The sequence below is a fragment of the Jeotgalibacillus marinus genome, assembly GCF_040801915.1.
Classification (GTDB): Bacteria; Bacillota; Bacilli; order Bacillales; family Jeotgalibacillaceae; genus Jeotgalibacillus; species Jeotgalibacillus marinus.
Window position 1 is genome coordinate 91,352 of the sequence record NZ_JBFMIA010000001.1, and the last position, 26,051, is coordinate 117,402.

Consider the following 26,051-nt stretch of genomic DNA (forward strand, 5'->3'; position numbering starts at 1 on the left):
TTCATCATTTAACGAATCACCGGCTTTTTTAACTTCATCCTATTCATGTTAAAGGAAGTTATTTTTATCCCTAATCTTTTATTCACACAAACAAACGTACTCTTCTAATCCCTGTAATCTCAGATACTTTAGTGTATAAGTCTTTAATAATTAGTCGTTTAGATCTTTCAGGAAACTCTTTCCGAATGCAGGCATCTTCACATTGAAATTTTCTGCAATCGTCGCACCAACATCAGCAAATGTGTCACGAATAGCTAATTCTTTGCCGTTTGAAATGCGTTTAGAATATACAAGCAACGGAACAAATTCACGTGTGTGATCAGTCCCTTCATGAACTGGGTCATTCCCATGATCTGCGGTGATGATCAACAAATCTTCATTTGTCATTTTTTCAAACACTTCAGGAAGACGGGCATCGAACGCTTCAAGCGCTTCACCGTACCCTTGAGGATCACGACGGTGGCCAAATAACGCATCAAAATCAACAAGATTTAAAAAGCTCAATCCAGTGAATTCACGGTCAAACGTTTCAATTAGTTTATCCATCCCATCCATGTTGTCTGTCGTACGCAACGAATCAGTGACTCCTTCACCATTAAAAATATCTGAAATTTTCCCGATTGCAAGTACATCAAAGCTACCGTCTTTTAGTTCATTCATAACTGTCCGCTCAAACGGCTTTAGCGCATAGTCATGACGGTTTGTCGTACGTTTAAATGCACCAGGTTCACCAACAAATGGACGGGCAATAATACGACCAACCAAATATTTTTCATCGAGTGTAAGTTCACGTGCAATTTCACAAATACGATAAAGTTCTTCTATTGAAACCACTTCTTCATGTGCTGCAATTTGTAGAACAGGGTCAGCAGATGTATAAACAATAAGCGCACCTGTTTTCATGTGTTCTTCACCAAGTTCATCTAAAATCTCTGTTCCACTTGCAGGTTTGTTTCCAATCACCTTGCGACCTGTTTTTTCTTCAAGAAGTTCGATTAGTTCTTGAGGAAAGCCGTCTGGATAAACTTTAAATGGCTTATCAATATTGAGTCCCATTAGTTCCCAGTGACCTGTCATTGTATCTTTACCAACAGATGCTTCTGCCATTTTTGTATATGATGCTAATGGTTGCTGCGCTTTTTCAATTCCTTGTACATTTTCAATATTAGAAAGACCTAGCTTGGCCATGTTTGGCATGTTTAAGCCATTCATATGTTCAGCGATATGTCCTAACGTGTTAGACCCTGTATCGTTAAATTTAGCAGCATCAGGTGCTTCCCCGATCCCAACAGAATCCATCACTACTAAATGTACACGCTTATATGTAGGGTTTGTCATTTTTTACTCCTCCTCAAATTCACTTTTCTTCTATTTCACCTATTATATTCAAATTTCGACAAGGAATTCGTCTGAAGTCTGACAACTAACTTTAAACCGAGCACTATGCCCTCGGATGAAACTTCGAATACACGTCTCGAATCCGTTTCGTCGAGACATGTGTATAAATTTGAGTTGAAGAGATATCAGCATGTCCAAGCATCTCCTGTACGGCGCGTAAATCTGCTCCATTTTCCACTAAATGCGTGGCAAATGAATGGCGCAATGTATGAGGAGTCAGTTCTTTTTCAATTTTAGCTTTTTTGGCAAGCCCCTTTAGTATTTTCCAAAAACCTTGTCTTGTTAATCGGTTTCCTTGCTGATTCAAGAACAATGCATTGGTCGTTTTTGGCCGTAGCTGGTTTCGCGTTTGACGAATGTAAATGTCTAGAACTTCAGACGCTACTTTCCCGATCGGAATAATTCGTTCCTTGTTGCCTTTCCCAATACAGCGTATAAATCCCATTTCCAGGTTAGCATCATCCGTATTCAAACCAATCAATTCGCTTACACGCATGCCAGTCGCATACATGAGCTCAAGCATTGCGCCATCACGGTAACCGCTCGGCTTAGATAAATCAGCAGCTCCAAGCAATTGTTCAACTTCTTCTACACTTAATACTTTCGGTAATATCTTCTCGGATTTTGGTGTTTCCAGGTGCTCAGTTGGATCTTGCTCACAGCGTCTTTCTCTCATTAAAAAATGGTGAAATGAGCGAATCGATGAAGTGTGACGTGCGATCGTTTTTGCAGACTTTCCTTGCGCTTTTAAATGAGCGAAAAATTGTAAAATATGTACGCGTTTCACTTCACAGATAGCCTCAACTCGTTCGACTTTTTCAACATACACCAAGTATGCCTTCAAATCGCGCTCATAAGACTGTACGGTATTAGATGATAGTCCTTTTTCCACAATCATGAATTGAATAAAATCGAGAAGCTGATCCTTCATCTTGACGCCTCCTAATTGTCCTCATTCTATTGTAGTACGCTTTCATACTATTGTCACTCACAAAACGGCTGTTCAGTCCCGATAAGCCCATGCCGCTTAGCCCAATAGGTACCTTTTGCTAGACTATGGAGCCATGATTCCGAATGCTAGCTTCTCAAGTTAGACTTATTTCTTTCCACTGTAAAAGTCATGCATCTCAGCATGACTTTTACTCTTTATTTGATGAATCATCTTCAGCAGATGACTCTTGGCAACGATAACAAATTCCGTGAAATGTAAGTCTGTGATCTTTTATTTTAAACTTCCAATCTCGCTCTACAATTTCTTCTACGTCCTCAAGCAAATCTTCCTGAATTTCATCGACTGAACCACATTCAATACAGATTAAATGGTGATGAAAATGAGCAGCGCCTTCTTTTCTAAGGTCATAACGCGAAACACCATCTCCAAAATTAATCTTATCGACTACTTTCAACTCTGTTAGTAATTCAAGTGTTCGATAGACGGTCGCCAATCCAATTTCAGGTGCTTTTTCCTTCACGAGGAGGTATACATCCTCAGCGCTTAAATGGTCTTCCTCATTCTCAAGCAAAACCCGAACAGTGGCTTCTCGTTGAGGTGTCAATTTATAGCTTGCTGAATGCAGTTGTTTTTTAATTCGTTCAATTCTGCTTTCCATGATTAACCCTCCCTCGCACTGTCATAAATATTATATCAAAAGGAGGGTTAATTGCAAACAATAATCATTATAAATTAGTAATTATAAATAATACTATATAATACTAATTTTAATATACTGTATTGACTGGCTACTTTTTACCCATTATGTACACAGTCCCCAAACATTATCATTTTGAAAATAGGATGAATTTTTCACCAGTTAAAAAACGAGCCTCTTTGGGTATTCCTATATTTGGTTAATCAACCGACGAGTTATCAAAGTAATGGTTGTGGGAACAATAAAAAGAATACACGATGATGAAGGAGAGATTTGTTTTGAAACACCTCGTTATATATGCTCATCCAAATCCACAAAGCTTTAACCATGCCATTCTAGAAAAAGTTGTACAAAAGCTAGAAGACCACGGTGAAGAGGTTATCGTACGTGATTTATATGCTTTAAATTTTAAACCTGTACTAAGCGGTAGTGACTTTACAGCATTCCAATCGGGTCATACACCGAAAGATATTCAAGAAGAACAAGAACATGTAAAACAAGCTGATGTCATCACCTTCATTTATCCAATCTGGTGGACTGGACTACCAGCTATTTTAAAAGGCTACATTGATCGAGTATTTGCATATGGCTTTGCTTATGCTGTTAACGAGCAAGGTGGCTATGAAAAACTTTTAGCAGGTAAAAAAGCGGTACTATTTAATACCATGGGGCATCCTGAGGATTATTATGAGGAAATCGGTATGATTGAAGCAATGAAACAAACGAGTGATAATGGTATCCTTGATTTCGTAGGTATTGAAACAATGGAGCATAAGTTCTTTGGGTCTGTGCCATCAGTTGATGATGCAGCTAGAAAACAAATGCTTGTTGATGTAGAAAATATTATTGCTACACTGTTTGGATAAAGGTAAATAAATCTAAAAAGTCTTACTCGATGTAATAGATCTATCGAGTAAGACTTTTTTGCGAAATGAAGCACCTGAACAATCACGTAAAAAACATCAATTTCGCTTGATTTCCTTTACGGATCAAGAGAGGCACTGCTGATCGTCACGCAAATGTAAAAGATTTTTTGTCAGAAGACATTCCCGGCATTACCAAGCAAGACAAGCGCCTGACATTCGCGTGGGAAACGAGCTGAAATCTTTTATCGGTAAAAGAACGGGCCTATTAGGTAGCCTGCATTCAATAGTTATGTCATTCTAATTAAGCACTTGGATGAAACCATTTCATCCACAATGGCGAAATAAATGCCTCAATTACTCCTCCTAAAACGACGAAAACAATCATGCATGTAAATAAAATCGTGTAGTTCAAGCTCGCCATTTTAAATGTAGGTGTAAAAGCTTGTCTCGTCACAACTCTTCTCCACAGATGAAGTGTGATTATGATCGCATGTACACACACAATCACATAAACTGGAACTAACAAAAGATTTTGTGGCAATACAACCCCGAACGAAATCCAAACACCTTCCCAACCGTATTGGGTGATAAATAGACCGGATGTAAAACCAAACATCATCCCTTTCACAAATACGATCAACCAAGCAATTGGAAGACCGATCAACGTAAAGCCTGTACACCATATAAGAAACATGAGCGCAATGTCTAACATAATATAGCCTCTAACCTGTTCATTGAGCAGCGAAAACAATTTTATTTCACCTGCTGCTTCGTAGGCTCTAAATGGATCGAGTAATGGCTGTAGCTGGTCAGTTGGTAGTCTATTAACTAATAGTGCACCTGTTAAAACCCCTCCACATAAAAGTGCCATAACAAAAACATAAAGGGATGCATGTTGCTGGATATGGTAGATGAATTTGCGTGCGATTGATTTCTGCATCGAAATGCCCCCTCACAATAAACTTCATCCCATTCTATGTATGAAATGAGCGTATCATGAGTCCGTTTTATATTTTATTTTGAGATTTTTTCTGTTGGTCAATCATCTTTTGCAAACGTAAATATTGCACCGCATAAGCCGTTTTCGCATCAAAAATTCGTTGATCAACTAGACACTCCTCAGCCTCTTCAAGTGTTAGTTCATAGAGTTCAACAAATTCATCTTCGTCTGTACCCTTAGCATTTTGAATCTTATATAAATTATTTGCAACAAAAACATGAACAAGCTCATCTGCAAATCCAGGTGACGTGTAAAACGAAATTAAATGTGTTAGTGTCTCACTGCCATAGCCCGTTTCCTCTTCTAGTTCACGTGCAGCTGTTATAACAGGCTCTTCACCTGGCTCAAGTTTCCCCGCAGGAATTTCTAAAATGGAACGTTCCAATGCTTTACGATATTGCTCAACCATAATCAGCTTATCGTCATCTGTCAGCGCAATCACACAAACCGCACCTGGATGCTTGATAATTTCACGCGTGGAAGTTTTCCCGTTTGGCAATGCTACTTTTTCAACTTGTAAATTGATAATTCGCCCTTCAAACAAAACCTCTTTTTCAATCGTCTTTTCTTCAAACCTGTTCATATGTAATGACCTCCTTCTTCTTTCATACTTATTGTACCAATTGTTTAAGGTCTTATGTTCCACATGTTCTTGTTTGAAGGTGAGAACGAGAATACAATAATATCTACAGGTAGTTATAAAGGAGATGATCAGATGGAAAAACGAAAAATTGGAAGTTCAACTCTTGAAAGCTCGTTGATTGGACTGGGCTGTATGTCACTTGGCACTGAGGAGAAAAAAGCACGGGAGATTATTGAAGCTGCACTTGAGAGCGGAATTACGTATTTCGATACGGCTGATTTATATGATTTTGGTGTCAATGAAAAAATAGTTGGCAACGCATTAAAAAAAGTCCGTAATGATGTTGTCATCGCATCAAAAGTCGGTAATCGCTGGAAAAACCAAAAAGATGGGTGGACATGGGATCCTTCAAAATCCTACATAACCGAGCAAGTGAAATCGAGTTTGAAACGTTTACAGGTCGATTACATCGACCTGTACCAACTTCACGGTGGCACACTTGATGACCCAATTGATGAAACCATTGAAGCGTTTGAAACACTAAAAGAGCAAGGCTACATTAAAGAATATGGGATTTCTTCTATCCGACCAAATGTGATCAAAGAATATGCCGAACGTTCTCAAATTGCATCCAACATGATGCAATACAGCCTACTTGATCGCCGTCCAGAAGAACAAGCCTTTCCGATTTTAGAAAAGCATAACGTTTCTGTCATGACTCGAGGACCACTTGCAAAAGGAATGCTTACAGAGAAAACATTCGAAAAAGCAAGTGAATCGATTAAAAAAGACGGCTACTTATATTATTCATATGAGTCGTTAAAAGAAACGCTTTACTCCTTGCTTGAACGTTTTAAAGAAGACCGTACAATGAATGAACTTGCTTTAAAATTTAATGCAGCTAATCCAATTGTGGGTTCGATTATTACTGGTGCAAGCTCACCAGAACAAGTGAAGTCAAATGTACGAGCGGTTAGTGGTGATCCACTTTCTAAGGAAGAGTATGAGTTGTTAAAGGCATTGACGAATGGCCGTGGTTATTCAGTGCATAGAATTTAAGAAAATGAAAAGCGGTCCCGATCATTGTGGGGACCGCTTTTTTGATGTTTAGTTCTAGTAGCTTACTAGCCATCTCGAGTCATAACTCGCTCACTGCGGTGATGAAAATACCCTCGTCAATCGGCTTATGCTGGTCAGTGCTGGACAAGCCATTTCGCTTTTCAGTCTACTTTTTGTAGTCTTTCCAGTTCATCGAGCTTTCTTCAAACAATTCTTCAAATGATTTGTTTTTCTCTCGAATTCTGCGCTCTTCTTCTTTTTTCTTTTGTTCTTCTTCGCGACGTACATGCTCTTGATCAACAAGCGCTTTTTTCGTTGCTTGAAGCTTTGATAAAAGATCGCTGTCGAGGGAATCTTTTAAAGTCGCTTTACGATCATCATTTTTTTGTATAGGCTTCTTTCTTTTTTTCATATACATTTCCTCCTCATCCGCTTTATTCTAACCGAAAGCGAAGGATGAACAAAGAGAATTGTGCTCTTAAAATGCGTCTAGTATGACGTTATCAGACACATGAAGTTTAGGTTCAGTTGACTCCACAATATCTTCAACAGAATAGCCATTCGCAACTTCCACTAGGACAAGTCCTCTATGTGTTACATCAATAACTGCACGCTCCGTTATAATTCTATCCACTACTTTTTTCCCTGTTAGTGGTAGTGAGCAATTGCTCAAGATTTTAGATTGACCATCACGATTTATATGCTCCATGATGACGATGATTTTTCTCGCACCATGAACCAAATCCATTGCCCCACCCATTCCTTTAATCATCTTGCCAGGAATCATCCAATTTGCAAGGTCGCCATTCTCAGAAACTTCCATCCCTCCAAGTATCGCGATGTCCACGTGTCCACCTCTAATCATGCCAAATGATTCCGCACTGTCAAAGTAAGCAGCTCCACGTACGGCCGTTACAGTTTCTTTTCCTGCATTGATCAAATCTGCATCAACTTCATCCTCTGCCGGATAGTGCCCGATACCGAGCAATCCATTTTCAGATTGCAATACAACTTCTTTATTTTCGGCTAAATGGTTGGCTACAATCGTCGGCATTCCAATTCCAAGGTTTACGTAGTCACCGTCGTTTATTTCACGTTCTGCACGTTTTGCGATTGTTTCTCGCACCCTTTTTTTATCCATTATAATCATCCTTTCTACGCTTAATTTGCTATTGTTCTGCGTTCAATTCGTTTTTCTTGCTCACCTTGAAGTAGATATTGCACGTAGATGCTTGGTGTGTGGATTTCGTTCGGATCTAGATCTCCTTTTCCCACGATCTCTTCTACTTCGGCAACTGTTACTTTGCCAGCAGCTGCAATCATCGGATTGAAATTGCGTGCTGTTTTGCGGTAAACAAGGTTACCCATTTTATCCGCTTTCCACGCACGCACAAAGCTTATATCCGCATGCAATGCTTCTTCTAATAAATATTCTTTTCCATTAAATTCACGAATTTCTTTTCCTTCAGCAATTGGTGTACCAACGCCTGCTGGTGTGAAAAAAGCAGGGATCCCTGCTCCACCTGCACGAATTTTTTCTGCTAATGTACCTTGTGGAACAAGCTCAACTTCAAGCTCGCCAGACAAGACTTGACGTTCAAATTCTTTGTTTTCACCAACGTATGAGCCGATCATTTTTTTTATTTGACGATTATGTAAAAGTAGCCCTAACCCCCAATCATCAATGCCGCAGTTATTTGAGATTACAGTCAAATCTTTCACACCACTGTCACGCAAAGCTAAAATCAAATTTTCCGGGATTCCACAAAGGCCGAATCCTCCGACCATAATGGTGTCTCCATCTTTCACATGTGAAACCGCTTCTTGTGCGTTTTGATAGATCATTTTCATCTCAGTTCCCCCTTTTCGTTTACTCGCTCAACGATGGTTGCGACACCTTGTCCACCACCGATACATAACGTTGCAAGTCCTAATTTCGCTTCACGTTTTGTCATTTCATGAATCAATGTGACAAGAATACGCGCACCACTTGCTCCGATTGGGTGACCAAGCGCAATCGCTCCTCCGTTTACATTTAAAACCTCTTTATTAAATGACAGCTCGCGATCGACAGCGAGTGATTGTGCGGAAAACGCCTCATTTGCTTCAATCAGCTCTAATTCATCCAATGAAACGGCTGCTTTTTTCAGTGCTTTGTTAACAGCTTCTACAGGTCCGATCCCCATAACGCTTGGATCAACTCCAGCACTCGCATTGCCTTTAATCGTAACAAGTGGCGTTAATCCAAGTTCATTCGCTTTTTCTTTCGACATCACCACAAGTGCTGCTGCACCATCATTAATTCCTGATGCATTACCCGCAGTGACTGTGCCATCCTTTTTAAACGCAGGACGTAATTTTCCTAGCGACTCTTTCGTTGTTTCTGCTCTTGGATACTCGTCCACTCGAAATGCGATTGGGTCCCCTTTGCGTTGCGGAATCATCACTGGCACAATTTCATCTTCAAATCGACCTTTTTCAATCGCATCAACAGCTTTTTGCTGACTGCTTGCTGAAAATTCATCTTGTTCATCCCGCGTTAGTGAATACCGATCACACAAATTTTCAGCTGTTGTACCCATATGATAATCATTGAACGCGCACCATAGACCGTCTTTGATCATGCTATCAACTAACTTTTGATCGCCCATTTTAAAGCCTTCACGCCCATTTGGAAGAAGATGTGGCGCTCGGCTCATATTTTCCATTCCACCTGCTACAATAATATCTGCATCACCCGCTAAAATAGCTTGTGTCGCTAAATGAACAGCCTTTAGACCCGATCCACACACTTTATTGATCGTCATGGCCGCTACATACGCTGGAATTCCTGCTTCAATGGATGATTGACGTGCAGGATTTTGTCCAAGCCCCGCTTGTAGCACATTCCCCATGATCACTTCATCTATCTGTTCTGGTTGTACGCCTGCTTTTGTCACAGCTTCTTTAATTACGGTTGCCCCAAGTGTTGTTGCGCTTATTCCTTTTAGGGCTCCATTAAATGACCCAATGGCTGTTCTAGTTGCACTAACAATAACGACTTCCCTTGACATGTTCTCCCCCCTTAAATTGCTTCCACTTACACACATTCTATGAAAGCGCTTTAATTCCTTCTTTTTCGCCATGAGAATTTCTGTTAAAATTAACTTCAGAATGTTTTTACAATAATAATTATAACAAGATAAAAAAGGGGATGTCATGATGCAATACCCAACAAATGTAACCATCATCGAAGTAGGTCCTCGTGATGGACTACAAAACGAGTCACAATTTGTACCTACTGAAACCAAAATAACGTTCATTCAAAAACTTTGGGGTGCTGGAGTTAAAGAGATGGAAGTGACGTCTTTTGTGTCACCTAAATGGGTACCACAAATGATGGACGCCAAAGAAATTATGAACGAGGTACGCGGGACACCTGGCACCATTGCGTTAACACCAAATAAAAAAGGAATTGACGAAGCACTTCAGGCTGGTGCAGAAGCTGTTGCCATATTTATTGGTGTAAGTTCCACCTTTAACGAAAAAAATATTAACCGAAAAACAGAGGAAGCGATGGAAGTACTGGTTCCCCTTATCGCTGATTTAAAAGAACAAGGAATTTTCGTTCGTGCATGTATCTCTACTGCCTTTCACTGTCCGTATGAAGGAAAAATTGACCCACAAGATACATTGGCCCTATGCAAGCAATTTGTCGAAGCCGGAGTGAACGAATTGAGTGTGGCTGATACGATTGGAAAAGCGACACCAAGAGAATCCTTTGATCTATTTACCTTACTAAAAGAACATGTCCCAAACGTCTTGCTGACTGCTCATTTTCATGACACGCGGAAAATGGCTCTTGCAAATATTTATGCTGCGTTATTGGCTGGAGTGGACCGTTTTGACAGTTCAACAGGTGGGTTAGGTGGTTGTCCCTTTGCTCCAGGTGCCAGCGGAAACGTTGCGACAGAAGATGTTGTGTACATGCTTCACGAAATGGGCGTCGAGACAGGGATTGACCTTGATGAACTTGTTGAAGCCATCAATATTGTTAAGCCTTATGTATCAAGAGCGTTTACTAGTGGATACTATATGAATAAATCATTAAGTACGTAAAAAGTTTTTAGTCTCTACTGCTATATTTTAACTAGCAGATAGACTTAAACATGAGGTGATCGTTTGAGAAAAAAAGGATTAGCTGTTGCCGTTAGCTGCGCTGGTGTACTAGGTGCTGCCGCTGTAGGTTTGGGTGTCTATTTTTCCAACCGAATTATGTACATGGCAACGAAAAAAGAGGACATTATTTTAGAGCGTGAAATTTCAGCTAAACGGTTAATAATGAATGAGTACAACTCCCTTCCGAAAGAAGAGGTTTGGATTCATTCACCCAATGGCTATAAAATCAAAACGGTTTTTATCCACCCTCACCCCGCAAAGCGATACGTGATCTTTTGTCATGGTGTAACGGAAAATAAAATGAACTCTGTTAAATACATGAACTTGTTTTTATCGAAAGGGTTTAATGCGGTTATTTTTGATCATAGACGACATGGTGAATCCGGAGGGAAAACAACCAGCTTTGGTTTTTACGAAAAAATTGATTTAAAAGCAGTAGTGGATGCACTTTTAGAACGTGAAGGCAAAAATGTCACCTTTGGTATTCATGGAGAATCGATGGGTGCTGCAACGACCTTGTTGTACGCAGGATCGTTGGAAGATCGTGCGAATTTCTACATTGTGGATTGTCCATTCTCTGATTTTAGTGAGCAACTAGCTCATATGTTTCAAAAAGAAAGAGAGCTCGTTCCTTCATCAAAGCTTGCAATTCCTCTGGCAAATTTTTTTATTAAATTGCGCGACGGCTATACAATTCAATCCGTTTCGCCAAAAGAAGCGGTAAAACACATCGAAAAACCTGTGTTATTCATTCATAGTAAAGATGATAACTTCATCCCTGCTCACATGACTGAAACGCTTTACGAACTAAAAAAAGGACCGAAAAAGCTTTTTATTGCCGAAAAAGGTGATCATGCACAATCGTATGTTGAAAATAAGGGAAAGTATAGTCAATGCGTGGATGATTTTCTAGAGGAAAACGACGTATAACTGGGCGCTGTGCTGTTGGACCACCGTATATCGGTGATCACAGTACAGCGTTTTTCTTATTTATTTTTAAATGACATCCGTCCGTTGATCGTTTGACTAGGGCTTTTCAACTGGAACATTCCTGATTGCTCAGAGTAATCAATTTTCAATTCTTTATCGTAAAAAACCATTTTTGATTTTTCTACTAAAACCTGCATGTTGTTCGTCTCGATGACTACATCTTCTTCCTCAATCACTTCATCAACATACCATAAAATCGGGACACCATTCATGACACAGCCTGTTCCTTCTGTATCATATTTTAGTTTCAAAAAACCACCCTTACCATTTATTTTTTCAAGAATTTTCTCTTTCGCTATTTCGGTTATCGTAATTTGCATTATGTCGTTCCTCCTTGTGGATCATAGTATAGCACGGACGTTTAGATTATTAGCGCATCTTGCTTTTTAAAGAAAGTTCCAGTAGGATCAAGGATAGTAAGAATGGGAGGAATTAAAATGGATAAGGTACAAATTAAGGTCATGGATAACGGCTCATTACGTGTAACAGGTAACGTTGAACTCGTTGATGTAGATGGCAATCGCTTCACTACAAAACCTACATTCTCATTATGCCGTTGCGGTCTCTCACAAAACATGCCATTTTGTGACGCTGCGCATAAAGGAAAGTTCGATTCTTGTGTTCGCGCAGAAAAAGCGTTGGCTGAAAAATAATATATGTACATACTCCCAGTCGATGTGGCTGGGAGTTTTTCAATTAAGTACGCTCAACAGACCGTACCGCAGATAGTTTGATGAAACGCGTCTTCCCGGTTTTCTCAAGCAGCTCGAGCGTTTGCGTAAATGGATCAATTTTCCTCACATATCCAGAGCACTTCACATACAAGTTTCCGTCATGATAGGTCATGTTGATCTTCACTTTTTCCTCTAAAGCAAGCACCAATACGTTGTTCCACTCTTCCATTTGCTGTTCATCCATATCCGCCTGCTGCTCGTATTGATCACTTTCTGCCCAGTTTCGTATCATTTTGACGTGCTCCGGCAACATCATGGACGTCCATTTAATCGTTCCTCGATCGCGTAGCATCCTCTAAACCTTCCTCTCTGTTGATTTGTGTCCACCAATGAGTGTGGCTCTTCTTCTTGATGTTCCTGCTTTCGTATAGGAGATGGCCCTTAGCAATGAGGCTGAACCATAGCGTTCGCGCACTGCATCCATCGTGTAACCGAGCTTATGTTGACGATCTCGGTTTGGATTAAATAAATCCATTTGCAAGGAGTGATCAGGCACAAGATTCGTCAACGAAATCGAAATTTTCCTGACCGGCTGTGGCTGCAGGTTTTCGCGAAGTAGCTCAAGACATAATCGGTAAAGCTCCATCGTGATCGCTGTTGGTTCGTGTAGCGAACGCGAGCGATGAAATGAATCGGCAGTTGCCAGATGACTATAGCCAACACCTAGATGCAAGGTACGCGCTGCTAAATGGTGTTGACGTGTTCTTCTTGCTACCTCTTCACACATTTCCAAAAGGACATGCTCAATTTCATGCAACTCTGTATAATCTCGAAGTAAAATTTGACTTCTCCCAAAACTAATTTGTCCATCCATAATCGGCGCACCAATTTCCGATAAATCAATGCCATGCGCATGGTGATAGAGCTGGTTGCCCATCACGCCAAATTCGCCCTCAAGACGTTCGAGACTGTGTTGCGCCAAATCCCCCACTGAAAAAATCCCCATGCGGTTCAAACGTTTTTCCATTCTTCTACCGATTCCCCACATCGTTGACAACGGCGAAATCGGCCAAAGCTTCGTTTTGACTTCGTCGTATTTCCACTCCGCAATCCCTTTACGCTTCGCTTCAATGTCCAAACACAGTTTAGACATCAGCATATTCGGTCCTATGCCAACGGCACACGATAAACCAAATTCCCGCGTCATATCATCGGTAATGTGACGTGCTACTTCCCACGCATCTCCCCATAATCCATTTGTGCCATCAATTTTCAAAAAACTTTCATCCACACTGTAAATATGAATGGATTCTTTCGGTACATAGCGATGGAACAGCTTTGTAATTTCAGTTGAAATACGTAAATATTGCTTCATATTCGGTTCACGAAGCTCAATCCGCTCATCACTTGGAAGCTCATGTAACCTCGAACCTGTTCGAATTCCAAATTCTTTTTTTAATCGCGGTGAGGCAGCTAGGATAACACTCCCCTTTTGTTTTTCATCTCCAACAATAGCGATTCGGCACGTCAGCGGATCCTGCCCCAACTCAACGGCGGTACAGCTAGCATAAAAACTTCGCATATCCACGCACAAAATTTGATGCTTGGGCATTGTTCCATAATCAATCATACACCTCACCACCAGAACGTTTGTTCTTATATTATCAGCGAATATGTGAAAAGACAAGTGGCATTTAATGGTGAAACCGAAGAAACGTACTGATGGAGAATAAATCGGCCCTGACGAGTAATAAATAAATTCCTACGGTGACTAAAACAAATCGCACCTCACCTACCCGTTCTTTAACATACCTAATTGAATTATTCGTTCATTAGACCCTATACTTATTTTAGAAACTAAAAAGCGAGGATGGCAATGGAAAAAAGATGGGTTAAAAAAGGGATCACAAGAGTGATGGCACAATACGGAAGAACTAGCAACGAACCGATTTCGCAACAAGATATGGATACATTAGTAGAGGAAATATTCGAACGGTACCACTCAGGAGAAGAAGGTACGCTCGATGACTGGCTTCATGATGTTGTGTATGGGTTTTTGACTGACTGAACTGGCTTGTCATCTGGTTCCCTGATTTAGGGGTGATAGGGTTGAGGGGTTTCCACTAACTTTCCAAATATCTATTATCCAGGTTAACGTACTAAACCTGGATAATAGCTTTCATTAAAGACTAATCAATCATTTTCTAACCTACCCCTTAACAGACCCCGCCAAAAGACCTCGTACAAAATACTTCCCTAAGAATATGTAAACAAGCAATGTCGGCAATGCTGCAATGAGCGCCCCCGCCATTTGTACATTCCATTGTACGATCTGACTTCCGGATAGATTCTGTAAGGCTACCATAATCGGTTGTTTGTCAGAGGTTGTGATCGTGACAGCAAATAAGAACTCATTCCATATGTTCGTAAACTGCCAAATCGCCACAACGACAAAACCAGTGATCGAAAGAGGAATAATAATATGTCTAAATATCCCAAAAAAGCCTGCCCCATCTATTTTGGCCGATTCGATCATTGAATCAGGAATATTCGCATAAAAGTTTCGAAACATCAATGTAGTAATTGGCAAGCCATATACGACGTGTACGAGAATTAAACCTGGTATTGTATTGTACAATTCAATCAAACGTAAAAACTGAATGACTGGAATTAAAATACTTTGATATGGAATAAACATCCCAAATAAAATGAACGTAAATATTATGTCAGAGCCTTTAAATCGCCATTTTGACAAAACATAACCATTCATCGCACCCAATAAAGCAGATAATAATGTGGCAGGGATAACCAAGTAAATGCTATTCATAAAATTCGGAGCTAAATTCGAAAAAGCTTCCGCATAAGAGCTAAAATCGATTGAAGTTGGCAAGGCCCACATAGTTGCAAGTGACACTTCATCTATTGGCTTTAAACTTGTAACTAGAATTACATAAACAGGCATTAAAAAGATTACTGCGAAAAAGATTAAAATAAAATATTTGAATGCTTTTCCAATACTAAACGACGCCATCAGTTATCACCCTTTCTACTACTCCATAAATATGGAACAATAAATACTGCCACTAAAAGTAACATGATAATTGCTATAGCAGCACCATTCGCATAGTAATTTCCTCTGAATGTCGTTTCGAACATATACACCCCAGGAACATCGGTTACAAAATTCGCACCTGATCCTGTCATTGCATAAATTAAATCAAATATCTTCAACGAAATATGGGCCATAATAATAATGACACTGACCGTAATTGGCATCAGCATCGGTAGAACGACTTTACGATAAACCTGAAATTCGCTCGCCCCGTCCATTCGTGCTGCTTCTCGTAATTCATCTGGAATCCCGCGTAACCCTGCTAAATACATCGCTAATGAGAAACCAGTCATTTGCCATACTGCAGCAATAACCACTGCAATAATCGCTACCGGCAAACCAAATTCAATACTTCCCCACTCAAATCCGGCTAGAATATTTGTATCAGTATACCATTTCGGTTGGATTCCAAAAACGCTTAAAAACTGATTAAATCCAGTAGACGGATTTAATAACCATTGCCATACTACTCCAGTAACAATAAAAGATAACGCCATTGGGAATAGAAATATATTCCGAAAAATGGCTTCCCCTTTTAGCTTCTGATCGATTAAAATAGCTAAGCTCATTCCAATGACAATCACCAAGCCAATAAATAAAATAGTAAAAAATAAAGTATTACGTAGATCGGCTTGAAAACGGAAATCATTAAATAAATAAATATAGTTTTTCAACCCCGCAAATGAAAAGTCTGGAATAATTGAATTGTAATTACTTAATGAAACATATCCAGTCCACCCGATAAATCCATAGACAAAAACAAGGATTAATAAAAATGATGGAATTAAAAACGCTATCGCTGTCCAATGATCTTTTGAAATAATTTTTTTACTTTTCATCTGCACACCCTTTGTCATATATATCCTCCTCACATCGAGGTCCCTTGGTTCGAAATAAGTGTTCAAAATGTGCCTAATAAAAAGATTCTACTTTACCACTTACACTGCCTCCATCTTTTCACGACTAATAATCCCCCTTCATTATGATGGCGCTTTCATTATGTATTATAAAAAAATTCAAACAATTATTACGTGCAAATTACTGTACTATTTTACGTTTTTCTTCATTTTTTAAAGATGCCTTGTTGATATTGTTTAGGGGATTCATGATAAAACTTTTTAAATACTCGACTAAAATAATTTGGATCTTTATAGCCTACCATAAAGCAAATTTCTTTTAATGAGTGCAAATTGCCCTCAATTAATTCTTTTGCTTTTCGCAAGCGAACCTTTGTTAAAAAATCAATAAACGTCTCGCCAAACTCTTGTTTAAATATATTCGAAAAGTAATTTGGACTTAAATTCACTGAAGCTGCTACATTTTCTAATGTTATTGCCTCATTAAAATGATTGTGTATATATTTTTTTGCTTGAGCTATATATTGCTTAGACTGATAAAATTCATTTATTTTCATACAGCATAAATGAAGATATGAATACCAGTCCTGATCCGTTTGTAATGCAGTAAAGGAGCTTTTATGCATGGTAATATCATGATTGCTTAGTATATTTTTTAGATTAATATATAAATCTTCTTTTTCACCGGCTGTTAAACGATCATAGTATTTTTTAAAATAGATTATAGCCTCATCACTATGTCCTTTTTCCACCATATAGCCTATTCCGGCAATTACATTTTCTTCATTTCCTATCTTTTCATTTGCTTGAAAAAAACCATATTTACTTTTATTCTCTGAAGCTAGTTGCAAACAAGCTTCATAAGCTTCATGGTAAGATTTCGAAAGTTTTTCTAATGAAAAGGATGGAAATCCAATGCCGATATACATATCTTCACCGAGCACAATGTGTAACTTTCTTGCTAAGGTTAATACATCTGCTTTCTCTATCATGATAGGTGCGGTAATACACATGACAACCGCTTCTTCGTTTTGAAATAATATATAGGAATAGGAGGCATTCGTTGCAAGAGCTTTTTTAATATCCCCTAAATCATAATCAGTATTTGACTTCATAACGAAAAAACAGCCACTCTTCATGGTAGGAAATAACGCTTCTTGCAGTGCAAATAGATCTTTAGGGAGAGGGGCTTGCATCGCCTTCGTAATAAACAGTTCCTTTAGCAGCTCAGTCGATTTCATTTTACTCTCCCGTGTTAGTTCAATTTCCTTTACCACACGTAATAATGCTTTAACAATTTCCTCTTTTTTCCCTGGTTTTAAAATATAATCTTTAATCCCAAATCGCATCGATTCTTTCGCATAATCAAATGAATCATAAGCTGAAACTAAAATAAACTTAATCTCTGAATTTGCCGCATAAATCTTTTCAATTGCCTCCAATCCATTTATCCCCGGCATCTTTATATCCATAAATATAATATCTGGATTCGTCTTCTCAGCTAATTCGATTGCCCTTCTTCCATTTACTGCCTCCCCAACGACAACCATATCTGTAAAATTAGCTTCTATAAATTTCTTCATTGCTTTTCTCTCTACCAATTCATCTTCAGCAATTAGTATTCGCACCTTTTGAAGCCCCTTTCATTAATGATTTTTAGGTAACAATAGACGTATTGTCGTTCCTTTTCCTCGTTCCGAATCAATCTCCACCACATCACGAACCTGATAATGTAACTGTAAACGTCGAATCACATTTGTTAATCCGATCCCAGTAGAATGTCCAACATGCTCTTCATCCAATTTCGACAATGTTAGAACCTGCTTAATTTTGTCTTGTTCCATCCCAACACCATCATCACTAACTTCTACAATTATATCATTAGCAGTTTGGTAAATTTGTAAGGTTACCGTTCCTCCATCCTCTTTTTCCTCAATTCCATGAATAAAAGCATTCTCAACTAACGGTTGTAAAGTTAAACGTGGTATCTCTATCCTTAGACAGCTCTCATCAATTTTCAGTTTAAATTGACTCCGTTCCGAAAAACGTATTTAATAATCCTTCACTATCTCCACTTCATCGCGAAGCGCAACGTTCTTATCAATCTGTCCTAAACTATGACGAAGCAGGGTTGCAACGGAATCTATTAACCTTGAAGTTGATTGGGCATCCTCTAAATAAGCCATTTTAGATATTGTATTTAACGTATTAAATAAAAAATGTGGATTAATTTGATTTTGCAAATGCTTCAATTCCATTTCCTTTAATAAACGATCCAGCTCAGACTGGTCTCTTATTTCTTCAACCAATTCATGAATATTCGAGCGCATATGATTAAAGGTTTCTCCAAGCAATTTCAATTCATCGTTTGATTGAATGTTAATCGGTTCCCCAAGTAAATCTCCTTTAGACACTTCATTTGCTGCATGAGATAATTTATCAATAGGCTGTGTAATCCCTTTCGAGAACCATAGCGCGAAGAATATTGCTAGCATAATCGTTGTAATAAATAAAAAAAAGATGAACAAGAAGAAGTTTTCATTTCGCACTTGTAAATCCTGATAAAAAGATTGGTAAGCCGTTAATTCCACATCAATTATTTCTAAAGCAGACGTCTGAATATAATCTGAAGCTGTTCTTGTTTCCTCTAAGTGGTATGTATACTGTTCAATATCATCTTTTAAAACAAAACCAATCGTAAGCTCACTCTCGAGGATAAAGGTCTCAATTAAATTGATATAATTTTTTATTTTTATTTCATTCGTATCATCAAATGATTTTGTTAACCGATCCTTTTCATTTTCTAATACACGCTTCGTCTCAAAATAATTGGTTCCATTATTCGCTTTGTTATCGGTCACAAAGTTTTTTGTTTGTGTATATAACTCTTCAGACTTTTGCGAGATAGAGTTTAGTATTAAAAACCGTTGGAAACTATCATCGTAACTATTCGTAAATTCATTTGAGCTTACAAAAATAGATATTGCCGTTACTTGAAATAAAATAACAAACACAAAAAAATATACTAATAGCTTTCCACGAATCGTCTTCATTGCATTCCACCGTTGGCTCGCTGTAAATCCTTCCTCTCTACAATTTTAGAAGAAGTAAAAATTTGATTTTCTAATACCTCTTGTTTTTGTAAACTGATCATCACATTCACGGATTCAAAACCCATTTCCTCGGGATACTGTTCAATTGTGGCATCGATTTTATTATCTCGAATTAACGCTAACGTTTCTGGTAAAACATCAAAAGCAGTAATATATATTTCTTTATTCGGAGCTATTTCATGCAGACCTTCAACCATTCCAATTCCATCAAGTGAACTTGTTCCAACTAATGCAGTGATCTGCGGATATTCCTTTAGCAACGAATATGTTGCTTGGGTTGCGCCAATTTCGGTGATATCTGATTCTTGTATATCTACAATGTGAATTCGTGAATTAGATTCAACCGCTTGTTTAAAGCCAGCGATTCTCTCCTGCTGATTGATTGCCTCAAAACGCCCAGTAACAATTCCCACATATTGCTCTCCAGTCGTATTTTCAATAATCGTTTGACCAGCAAGCTGGCCCGCATAAAAATTATCCGACCCAACGTACGCCTTTCGTTCACTGCTTTTCACATCTGTATCAATCGTTATAATCGGTATATCACGTTCGACCGCTTTATGTACAAGATCCACAAAACGCTCCCCTTCAATTCCTTGCACAATAATGCCATCCACTTTCGCAGATATCATTCGATCTAACAGCCTTAATAATTGATCATTATCAGCTTTTTTAGGCGCTACATATTCCAAGTAAATATCATTTTGTGCAGCTGCTTCTTTCGCTCCTTTTTCTATTAAGCGCCAATAATCATTTTCCGTCTCCTCAGCAATCAACGCAAAATGATACGTATATTCCTTTGGCACTACGTTATCCATTTCAATGTAAAATGTTTTATACCCATAAATCAACATCCCTATAAAACTGCTCAGAAAAAAAACACCACTTATTATGTAGAGTAATCGTTTAGTGCTAGTAGTCATGTTGTTCCTCCTCTAAATAGTATTTGTTTTCAGAATCATAGCGCTGTCTACACGACTCTTCCAGCCTCTTTTTTCCATCTCTTTTCCATTCCCTCCTCATTTTTTGCTTTCTAAACCGAAAGACTATCGAAAATATGAATACATTAGCCTATTTCGCAGACTAAATAAGCGGGTGAACCTTTGATGTACTTTTCTATTTCAGCGTTTTCTTATGTAGGTACAAGACTCGGTTAAAGTCTTACCAAATAGGATTTCCATCTGCTAAATCCCCTTGCTAAGTATCTCCGAAAGTTGAGCAAAGGAAATAGTAAGAACGTACTATTTCTTCAGACCAGTCCATTTCTGCACACTAATATGTTCATCATTTGGACTTCTATTCTCATATAAAACGATTCTATAATAAATTTCCGGGGTTGATACGACGTTCGTGAAATTAAAAATGCAGAACGTCATCCATTCTTCTATACTGAATTCTTGAAAAACAAGTATAGATTGGATCGAACCCAAAAGATCAATCATTTTTAAAAAAATTGACCAAAGGAAAGAAGGTAGAATGATGAGACGGTACTATTTGTTGCGTTGGCTCTTTTTTATGACAGGTCTTGTCCTGTTAGCACTTGGAATCACCTTAACAATAAAAGGACAACGATTGGGTATAGGTCCATGGGATGTTTTCCATGTTGGATTATTCCAAAAAAACGGTTTAACCGTGGGTATGTGGTCGATCATTATAGGAGTTCTTATTATCGGGACCACTGTAATTATAACGAAGAAGCTACCTAGAATTGGCACCCTTTTAAACATGCTGTTGCTCGGAATTTTTATCGATATATTTAATTTTTTTATTCCAGAACCCTCCACTTGGCCCGGAGTCATTTCCATCTTTTTACTAGGTGTCGTAGCGGTGGGATATGGTACGGGAGTCTATGTATCTGCAAACCTCGGTGCTGGTCCTAGAGACAGTATTATGATGCTCATTGTAGAAAAAACAGGTTGGAACATCTGTATGGTTCGAAGAGGAATCGAGCTTGTAGTACTTGCAATCGGCTTTTCCTTAGGGGGACCTGTGGGTGTGGGAACACTCGTCACAGCGCTATTTGTCGGGTCAATTATCCACGTGTCGTTACCACAAAGCAAATTGATACTTCAACGTTCGATGGGCCATAATAATGCCCAAACCGTGTCTTATTTGGAATCAAAAAGATTCTAAGTTTCAGAAGAAAGAAAATGGTCATTGTTACACTTACCTAGATTCCACGCGAAACAATTAGAAATCACCCTTACAACGAGTATCCATATTTGGCTCAGAAGGTTGCAGAACCAAACCATTCCGTAAAAATGAATTTCTCCCTGTCCCTAAAGTCTAACTGTAAATAAAAACCAAAGGAACAGTACCACCTTTATTCAAGTCTTGTCTTTTTGTCTAAAATACTGGAAGAATTAGTTTCTGATTATTGCGTTAATTTTTATGCAATATTAGTGGTGGAATTTAACTAATTAAAAAAATCACTCAGTCATTTCGATTAAGTGGTTTTTGTTTAATCCATAAAACAAAGGTTTTAAAAACGTTATTTTTAAAAATACGCATAAACTACACACGAAACACACATTGCCTAGTTATAATAAGTTTTTGTATTAACAAAGTTGTTGATACTAATACATAAAAAGGCGAGAACAACATGAATAAAACAAACTTTTAACAGGTGCATTACATTAAGTCTAGGAATTGCAGGGACGAGTATTTTCGGACTTTGGAGAAGGAGAAAAAGAGATACTGGAAAATAGGCACAATCGATACAAAAGATGATTGCTACTTGCGTCAACATTAGACCGTTACAATTAAGAGCCACGACTTTAAAGCAACCGTCCATGGTACCCTGGCCAACCAGTTTCACTTCACCTAAACATTTGACGTAAAAAACCGATACTACTTATTACAAGAATATTAGAGCCATTAAACTCCTTGAAATAATAGATTTGCTAGTTAGCTTTAAACAAAGAAGGTGATGATGTGTCATTAGATCAACGAAGTTCTCAATTACTCCATATATTAATTCAAAAAAATTCTCCTATCTCAATAAAGGAGTTATCTCAAACTTTACGAGTATCAAGGAGAATGGTTTACTACAATCTTGAAAAAATAAACGATTGGCTAAAAAAACAAGAGTTGGAAGAAGTTCAAAGAGTAAAGTCTTTAGGCATCTTTGTAACAGAAGATACAAAAGCTCGCATCCCCATTCAACTAAACAGTACGATTGACTATTATTTCGCAGCACCTGAACGTGAAAGATTAATCTTAATCACATTACTTACAAATAACCATTCACTTTATCTAAAAGAATTGATGAGTATCACCAAAGTGTGCCGAAACTCTTGTTTAAGTGATTTAAAAGCTGTTAAGCGAACATGCTATCAATATCAATTAGAAGTTCAATTTGAACGACTTAGAGGATATTTCTTAACTGGCTCTCAGTTTCAAATTCGAAAGTTGTTTGTAGACACTTTTGATTATCAGACTTCGAGTGAGTTATCTAAGGAAATGATAGCAATCTGGACTAACTTTGATCCTAACTTACATGATACAGTAAAGCAATGTACCACATTGGTGATGAACTTTCAAAAAGTTTTGAATTTGAAACTTGATTATGAATCAACCTCTCAACTCTCATGGCAGCTTGCTTATTTCATCCATCGAGTCAAGTTAGCAACGATTGTTTCACTAAGTACAGATGAGAAAGAAACATTAAAATCAAGACCAGCCTTTCATCAAGCTTCATTTATCACAGATGAACTAAAAAACAAATTCAACCTTATCATTCCTGAAGATGAGGTCTGTTACATCACGATGTTTCTGTTGAATTTTAGAAATCAATCAGAAAAACAGTTAGATATAGACGACATTCACACCATTGTCCAAAAAATGGTAATCGACTTTCAACGATTCTCATGTATTGAATTCAACAATTATCAAGCTGTTGAACAAAGCTTACTTATTCATATTCGTCCTGCTTACTATCGATTGAAGTATGGCATTCAACCAAAGAATCCATTAACATCCTCGATGAAAGAGAAGTATGGTGCAGTATTTCAAATAACTAAGAAAGTTGTTCATCATTTAGAAAGCTTTGTGGGAGCAACCGTTGATGAGGATGAACTTGCTTATATTGCTATGCACTTCGGTGGTTGGATGAGAAAAGAAGGTAGCACTCCAGTGTCTAGAAAATATGCCCTCATCGTTTGTTCCAGCGGTGTAGGTACGTCTCAGATTCTAAAAAGTCAGCTAGAAACGTTGTTCTCTACTCTTGATTTTGAAGTAGTGACTGCGATTGAAGAATCGAGAAACGATGCAGAAATTATATTCACCACCGTACCCATCCCAGATCAACATTTACCTACCTATCATGTGAATGCAATTTTAAGTGATTTGGAAAAAGAACGACTTTTAACATATGTGAATCGAACATTAAATCAAAAATTTGTCACATCAAAAACAGAACAAGCCAATCAGATTCTGCAAGCCATTGAAAAACATGTAACCGTTCACAATCAAAAACAATTACTAATAGAAATCGAACATATCCTTGCCGATAAACATCTCAGATAAAGGAGCTTTACAAACCTATGCTAAACGAAATCATTGGTGGTATTCAAATAGCAGACAAAGTCGAGAGTTGGCAAGACGCTATAGAATTAGCCGCCTCACCATTACTTCAAAAAGGCATGATCAAAGAGGATTATATTGATGCGATGATCACTAACATAAACAAACTAGGTCCTTATGTAATCATTGCACCTCACGTAGCCATTCCACATGCTAGACCTGAAGATGGTGTGAATAAATTGGCCATGAGCTTATTAAAGTTAAATCAACCAATTGCCTTTTCCGAAGAAGAACGACATCAAGCATCATTAATTTTCATATTGGCTGCAACCGATAACCAAACGCATTTAAAAGCATTATCACAACTATCTACCATGCTGTCTGAAGAAGAAAATATTGATACGTTAATCAATGGGAAAACAATCGAAGACCTTCAAATTTTAATAGATAAGTATTCTGAATAAAAAAACGGGGGAATGAAAAATGAAGATATTAGTTGTTTGTGGAAATGGATTAGGAAGTAGTTTTATCGTTGAAATGAATGTAAAGAAAGCACTTAAAGAATTAAATATCGAGGCAGATGTTTCACATACAGACCTCGCAACTTCAAAAACTGAACCAGCAGATTACTATATAGGCTCCAAAGATATCATTGAAAATTTAGATGATGGTAATAGAAAGATCATCCCACTCATCAATTTATTAAATCAACAAGAATTAATGGATGCCTTACAAAAGCAGATTATTGTGGAGGGGTAATCAATGGCTGATCTAATTATGAATGACATATTAGGAACGCCAGCAATCTTGGTAGGTCTATTCGCACTTCTTGGACTACTGTTGCAAAAGAAAAGCGCTGCAGACACCGTTTCTGGTACATTAAAAACAATTATGGGATTTGTTATTCTAGGAGTCGGTGCAGGCGTCCTTATCTCCTCACTTGATTTCTTTTCACAAATGTTTGAAACCGCCTTTAATATAAGGGGTGTCATCCCTAATAATGAAGCGGTTGTAGCCGTTGCTCAACAAACATTCGGTACAGAAACAGCAATGATTATGCTCTTTGGTATGGTAGCCAACATTGTCATTGCTCGTCTTACTCCATTTAAATATATTTTCTTAACTGGACATCACACCTTGTTTATGGCTTGTATGATCGCAGTCATCTTAAGCACAGGTGGGATGAACGGGATTCCTTTAATCGTAACGGGGTCTCTTATCCTTGGGGCGCTAATGGTATTCTTCCCTGCCATACTACAACCGTATATGAGGGAGATCACAGGGAATGATGATATCGCACTTGGGCACTTTGGATCAATTGGATACTTTGTCTCAGGAACCATTGGTAAATATTTTGGAAACAAAGAAAAAACAACGGAAGACATTAAAGTACCAAAATCATTAGGATTCTTGCGTGATACGTCAGTTGCTGTATCCTTAACAATGGCCCTTCTATTCATCGTCGTAGCATTCTTTGCTGGCTCAACGTACATTGAAACACAATTAAGTGACGGGATGAACTTTATTATCTTTTCACTCATGCAAGCAATTACATTTGCTGCTGGAGTATATATTGTACTAGCAGGGGTTCGTCTACTTCTAGCTGAAATCGTACCAGCATTTAAAGGAATTGCAGATAAAATTGTACCAAACGCAAAACCAGCTCTAGATGCACCAATTGTATTCCCATTTGCACCGAATGCCGTCATCATTGGTTTCCTATCCAGCTTCATAGCAGGACTTGGCAGCATGTTTTTCCTACCTGCTGTTGGATTAGCGCTAATCGTACCAGGTCTGGTCCCTCACTTCTTCACAGGTGCAGCTGCCGGAGTATTCGGTAATGCCATGGGTGGACGCCGAGGTGCTATACTTGGAGCAGTCACAAACGGAATTCTAATTAGCTTCCTACCCGCTCTACTATTACCAGTTCTAGGCTCAATAGGATTTGAAGGAACTACATTTGGGGACTCTGACTTTGGTATTGTGGGGATTCTGTTGGGATGGTTTGTGAGTTTATTTTCATAAAATAGCGTTTGTAAAGCCTACTCAGTCATTTGAGTAGGCTTTA

29 protein-coding genes are annotated in these 26,051 nt (G+C 38.3%); 11 read left to right on the top strand and 18 right to left on the bottom strand.

Annotation, left to right across the window (positions count from 1 at the left end):
• Nucleotides 1-150: 150 nt before the first annotated feature.
• The 3 genes from deoB to fur all read right to left on the bottom strand — a co-directional run bounded on the left by deoB (nucleotide 151) and on the right by fur (nucleotide 3,008).
• Nucleotides 151-1,338 (bottom strand): phosphopentomutase, encoded by a 1,188-nt coding sequence (deoB, locus tag AB1471_RS00495; RefSeq protein WP_367777554.1) that lies wholly within the window; start codon nucleotides 1,336-1,338, stop codon nucleotides 151-153.
• Nucleotides 1,339-1,441: 103 nt separating this feature from the next.
• Nucleotides 1,442-2,329, bottom strand: coding sequence for a site-specific tyrosine recombinase XerD (gene xerD / locus AB1471_RS00500; RefSeq protein ID WP_367777555.1), 888 nt, complete (start codon nucleotides 2,327-2,329; stop codon nucleotides 1,442-1,444).
• Between the two features lie 208 nt (nucleotides 2,330-2,537).
• The gene (gene fur / locus AB1471_RS00505) at nucleotides 2,538-3,008 is read right to left on the bottom strand and encodes a ferric iron uptake transcriptional regulator (RefSeq protein WP_367777556.1); all 471 of its coding nucleotides are present in this window, start codon (nucleotides 3,006-3,008) and stop codon (nucleotides 2,538-2,540) included.
• 317 nt (nucleotides 3,009-3,325) lie between these two features.
• On the opposite strand from fur, the gene AB1471_RS00510 reads away from it, so the two are divergent.
• Nucleotides 3,326-3,913, top strand: coding sequence for an NAD(P)H-dependent oxidoreductase (locus AB1471_RS00510; protein WP_367777557.1), 588 nt, complete (start codon nucleotides 3,326-3,328; stop codon nucleotides 3,911-3,913).
• 301 nt (nucleotides 3,914-4,214) lie between these two features.
• Here the strand turns inward: AB1471_RS00510 and spoIIM are convergent, their stop codons facing one another.
• Both spoIIM and AB1471_RS00520 read right to left on the bottom strand, forming a co-directional pair.
• Complete coding sequence (gene spoIIM, locus AB1471_RS00515; protein ID WP_367777558.1) at nucleotides 4,215-4,853, bottom strand: stage II sporulation protein M; 639 nt, start codon at nucleotides 4,851-4,853, stop codon at nucleotides 4,215-4,217.
• Nucleotides 4,854-4,920: 67 nt separating this feature from the next.
• On the bottom strand, nucleotides 4,921-5,496 hold the full coding sequence (locus tag AB1471_RS00520; RefSeq protein WP_367777559.1) for an NUDIX hydrolase: 576 nt from the start codon (nucleotides 5,494-5,496) through the stop codon (nucleotides 4,921-4,923).
• 132 nt (nucleotides 5,497-5,628) lie between these two features.
• On the opposite strand from AB1471_RS00520, the gene AB1471_RS00525 reads away from it, so the two are divergent.
• The gene (locus AB1471_RS00525) at nucleotides 5,629-6,555 is read left to right on the top strand and encodes an aldo/keto reductase (RefSeq protein ID WP_367777560.1); all 927 of its coding nucleotides are present in this window, start codon (nucleotides 5,629-5,631) and stop codon (nucleotides 6,553-6,555) included.
• Between the two features lie 166 nt (nucleotides 6,556-6,721).
• Here the strand turns inward: AB1471_RS00525 and AB1471_RS00530 are convergent, their stop codons facing one another.
• The 4 genes from AB1471_RS00530 to AB1471_RS00545 all read right to left on the bottom strand — a co-directional run bounded on the left by AB1471_RS00530 (nucleotide 6,722) and on the right by AB1471_RS00545 (nucleotide 9,608).
• Nucleotides 6,722-6,967 carry a YqkE family protein gene (locus AB1471_RS00530; RefSeq protein ID WP_367777561.1) on the bottom strand — a complete coding sequence of 82 codons (246 nt, stop codon included), beginning with the start codon at nucleotides 6,965-6,967 and terminating at the stop codon, nucleotides 6,722-6,724.
• Between the two features lie 66 nt (nucleotides 6,968-7,033).
• On the bottom strand, nucleotides 7,034-7,696 hold the full coding sequence (locus AB1471_RS00535; RefSeq protein WP_367777562.1) for a 3-oxoacid CoA-transferase subunit B: 663 nt from the start codon (nucleotides 7,694-7,696) through the stop codon (nucleotides 7,034-7,036).
• A gap of 20 nt (nucleotides 7,697-7,716) precedes the next feature.
• Nucleotides 7,717-8,406, bottom strand: coding sequence for a CoA transferase subunit A (locus tag AB1471_RS00540; RefSeq protein WP_367777563.1), 690 nt, complete (start codon nucleotides 8,404-8,406; stop codon nucleotides 7,717-7,719).
• Nucleotides 8,403-9,608 (bottom strand): acetyl-CoA C-acetyltransferase, encoded by a 1,206-nt coding sequence (locus AB1471_RS00545; RefSeq protein WP_367777564.1) that lies wholly within the window; start codon nucleotides 9,606-9,608, stop codon nucleotides 8,403-8,405. The genes AB1471_RS00540 and AB1471_RS00545 overlap by 4 nt, the downstream gene beginning before the upstream one ends.
• Nucleotides 9,609-9,756: 148 nt before the next feature.
• On the opposite strand from AB1471_RS00545, the gene AB1471_RS00550 reads away from it, so the two are divergent.
• The gene (locus AB1471_RS00550) at nucleotides 9,757-10,653 is read left to right on the top strand and encodes a hydroxymethylglutaryl-CoA lyase (protein WP_367777565.1); all 897 of its coding nucleotides are present in this window, start codon (nucleotides 9,757-9,759) and stop codon (nucleotides 10,651-10,653) included.
• Between the two features lie 63 nt (nucleotides 10,654-10,716).
• A complete protein-coding gene (locus AB1471_RS00555; RefSeq protein WP_367777566.1) occupies nucleotides 10,717-11,643 on the top strand; it encodes an alpha/beta hydrolase in 927 nt (308 codons plus the stop codon).
• A gap of 56 nt (nucleotides 11,644-11,699) precedes the next feature.
• On the opposite strand, the gene AB1471_RS00560 is transcribed toward AB1471_RS00555, so the two are convergent.
• Nucleotides 11,700-12,023 carry an iron-sulfur cluster biosynthesis family protein gene (locus tag AB1471_RS00560; RefSeq protein WP_367777567.1) on the bottom strand — a complete coding sequence of 108 codons (324 nt, stop codon included), beginning with the start codon at nucleotides 12,021-12,023 and terminating at the stop codon, nucleotides 11,700-11,702.
• Between the two features lie 117 nt (nucleotides 12,024-12,140).
• Between AB1471_RS00560 and AB1471_RS00565 the strand changes: the two genes are divergently transcribed.
• On the top strand, nucleotides 12,141-12,356 hold the full coding sequence (locus tag AB1471_RS00565) for a CDGSH iron-sulfur domain-containing protein (protein ID WP_367777568.1): 216 nt from the start codon (nucleotides 12,141-12,143) through the stop codon (nucleotides 12,354-12,356).
• Nucleotides 12,357-12,399: 43 nt separating this feature from the next.
• Here the strand turns inward: AB1471_RS00565 and AB1471_RS00570 are convergent, their stop codons facing one another.
• Both AB1471_RS00570 and AB1471_RS00575 read right to left on the bottom strand, forming a co-directional pair.
• Nucleotides 12,400-12,729 (bottom strand): YolD-like family protein, encoded by a 330-nt coding sequence (locus AB1471_RS00570; RefSeq protein WP_367777569.1) that lies wholly within the window; start codon nucleotides 12,727-12,729, stop codon nucleotides 12,400-12,402.
• A gap of 3 nt (nucleotides 12,730-12,732) precedes the next feature.
• Entirely contained in the window at nucleotides 12,733-14,007 is a 1,275-nt protein-coding gene (locus tag AB1471_RS00575; protein WP_367777570.1) for a Y-family DNA polymerase, read from the bottom strand.
• 246 nt (nucleotides 14,008-14,253) lie between these two features.
• On the opposite strand from AB1471_RS00575, the gene AB1471_RS00580 reads away from it, so the two are divergent.
• On the top strand, nucleotides 14,254-14,445 hold the full coding sequence (locus AB1471_RS00580; RefSeq protein WP_367777571.1) for a YqzH family protein: 192 nt from the start codon (nucleotides 14,254-14,256) through the stop codon (nucleotides 14,443-14,445).
• 141 nt (nucleotides 14,446-14,586) lie between these two features.
• Here AB1471_RS00580 and AB1471_RS00585 read toward each other — a convergent pair whose 3' ends face one another.
• From AB1471_RS00585 to AB1471_RS00610, 6 genes are all read right to left on the bottom strand, one after another.
• The gene (locus AB1471_RS00585; RefSeq protein WP_367777572.1) at nucleotides 14,587-15,408 is read right to left on the bottom strand and encodes a carbohydrate ABC transporter permease; all 822 of its coding nucleotides are present in this window, start codon (nucleotides 15,406-15,408) and stop codon (nucleotides 14,587-14,589) included.
• Nucleotides 15,408-16,346 (bottom strand): carbohydrate ABC transporter permease, encoded by a 939-nt coding sequence (locus AB1471_RS00590; protein ID WP_367777573.1) that lies wholly within the window; start codon nucleotides 16,344-16,346, stop codon nucleotides 15,408-15,410. Before AB1471_RS00590 ends, AB1471_RS00585 begins: the two co-directional genes overlap by 1 nt.
• Nucleotides 16,347-16,552: 206 nt before the next feature.
• Entirely contained in the window at nucleotides 16,553-17,974 is a 1,422-nt protein-coding gene (locus tag AB1471_RS00595) for a response regulator (RefSeq protein ID WP_367777574.1), read from the bottom strand.
• Between the two features lie 18 nt (nucleotides 17,975-17,992).
• A complete protein-coding gene (locus AB1471_RS00600) occupies nucleotides 17,993-18,397 on the bottom strand; it encodes a sensor histidine kinase (RefSeq protein WP_367778101.1) in 405 nt (134 codons plus the stop codon).
• Nucleotides 18,398-19,399, bottom strand: a complete 1,002-nt coding sequence (locus AB1471_RS00605; protein ID WP_367777575.1) for a sensor histidine kinase — start codon at nucleotides 19,397-19,399, stop codon at nucleotides 18,398-18,400.
• Nucleotides 19,396-20,382 (bottom strand): sugar-binding protein, encoded by a 987-nt coding sequence (locus AB1471_RS00610; protein ID WP_367777576.1) that lies wholly within the window; start codon nucleotides 20,380-20,382, stop codon nucleotides 19,396-19,398. Before AB1471_RS00610 ends, AB1471_RS00605 begins: the two co-directional genes overlap by 4 nt.
• A gap of 556 nt (nucleotides 20,383-20,938) precedes the next feature.
• Between AB1471_RS00610 and AB1471_RS00615 the strand changes: the two genes are divergently transcribed.
• The 5 genes from AB1471_RS00615 to ulaA all read left to right on the top strand — a co-directional run bounded on the left by AB1471_RS00615 (nucleotide 20,939) and on the right by ulaA (nucleotide 26,008).
• Nucleotides 20,939-21,592 (top strand): YczE/YyaS/YitT family protein, encoded by a 654-nt coding sequence (locus AB1471_RS00615; protein WP_367777577.1) that lies wholly within the window; start codon nucleotides 20,939-20,941, stop codon nucleotides 21,590-21,592.
• A gap of 801 nt (nucleotides 21,593-22,393) precedes the next feature.
• Nucleotides 22,394-23,986 carry a BglG family transcription antiterminator gene (locus tag AB1471_RS00620; protein ID WP_367777578.1) on the top strand — a complete coding sequence of 531 codons (1,593 nt, stop codon included), beginning with the start codon at nucleotides 22,394-22,396 and terminating at the stop codon, nucleotides 23,984-23,986.
• Nucleotides 23,987-24,003: 17 nt separating this feature from the next.
• Nucleotides 24,004-24,447: a PTS sugar transporter subunit IIA gene (locus AB1471_RS00625; protein ID WP_367777579.1), complete on the top strand. Its 444-nt coding sequence runs from the start codon at nucleotides 24,004-24,006 to the stop codon at nucleotides 24,445-24,447.
• Nucleotides 24,448-24,466: 19 nt separating this feature from the next.
• The gene (locus AB1471_RS00630) at nucleotides 24,467-24,742 is read left to right on the top strand and encodes a PTS sugar transporter subunit IIB (protein ID WP_367777580.1); all 276 of its coding nucleotides are present in this window, start codon (nucleotides 24,467-24,469) and stop codon (nucleotides 24,740-24,742) included.
• Between the two features lie 3 nt (nucleotides 24,743-24,745).
• Nucleotides 24,746-26,008, top strand: a complete 1,263-nt coding sequence (gene ulaA / locus AB1471_RS00635) for a PTS ascorbate transporter subunit IIC (protein ID WP_367777581.1) — start codon at nucleotides 24,746-24,748, stop codon at nucleotides 26,006-26,008.
• Nucleotides 26,009-26,051: the final 43 nt, after the last annotated feature.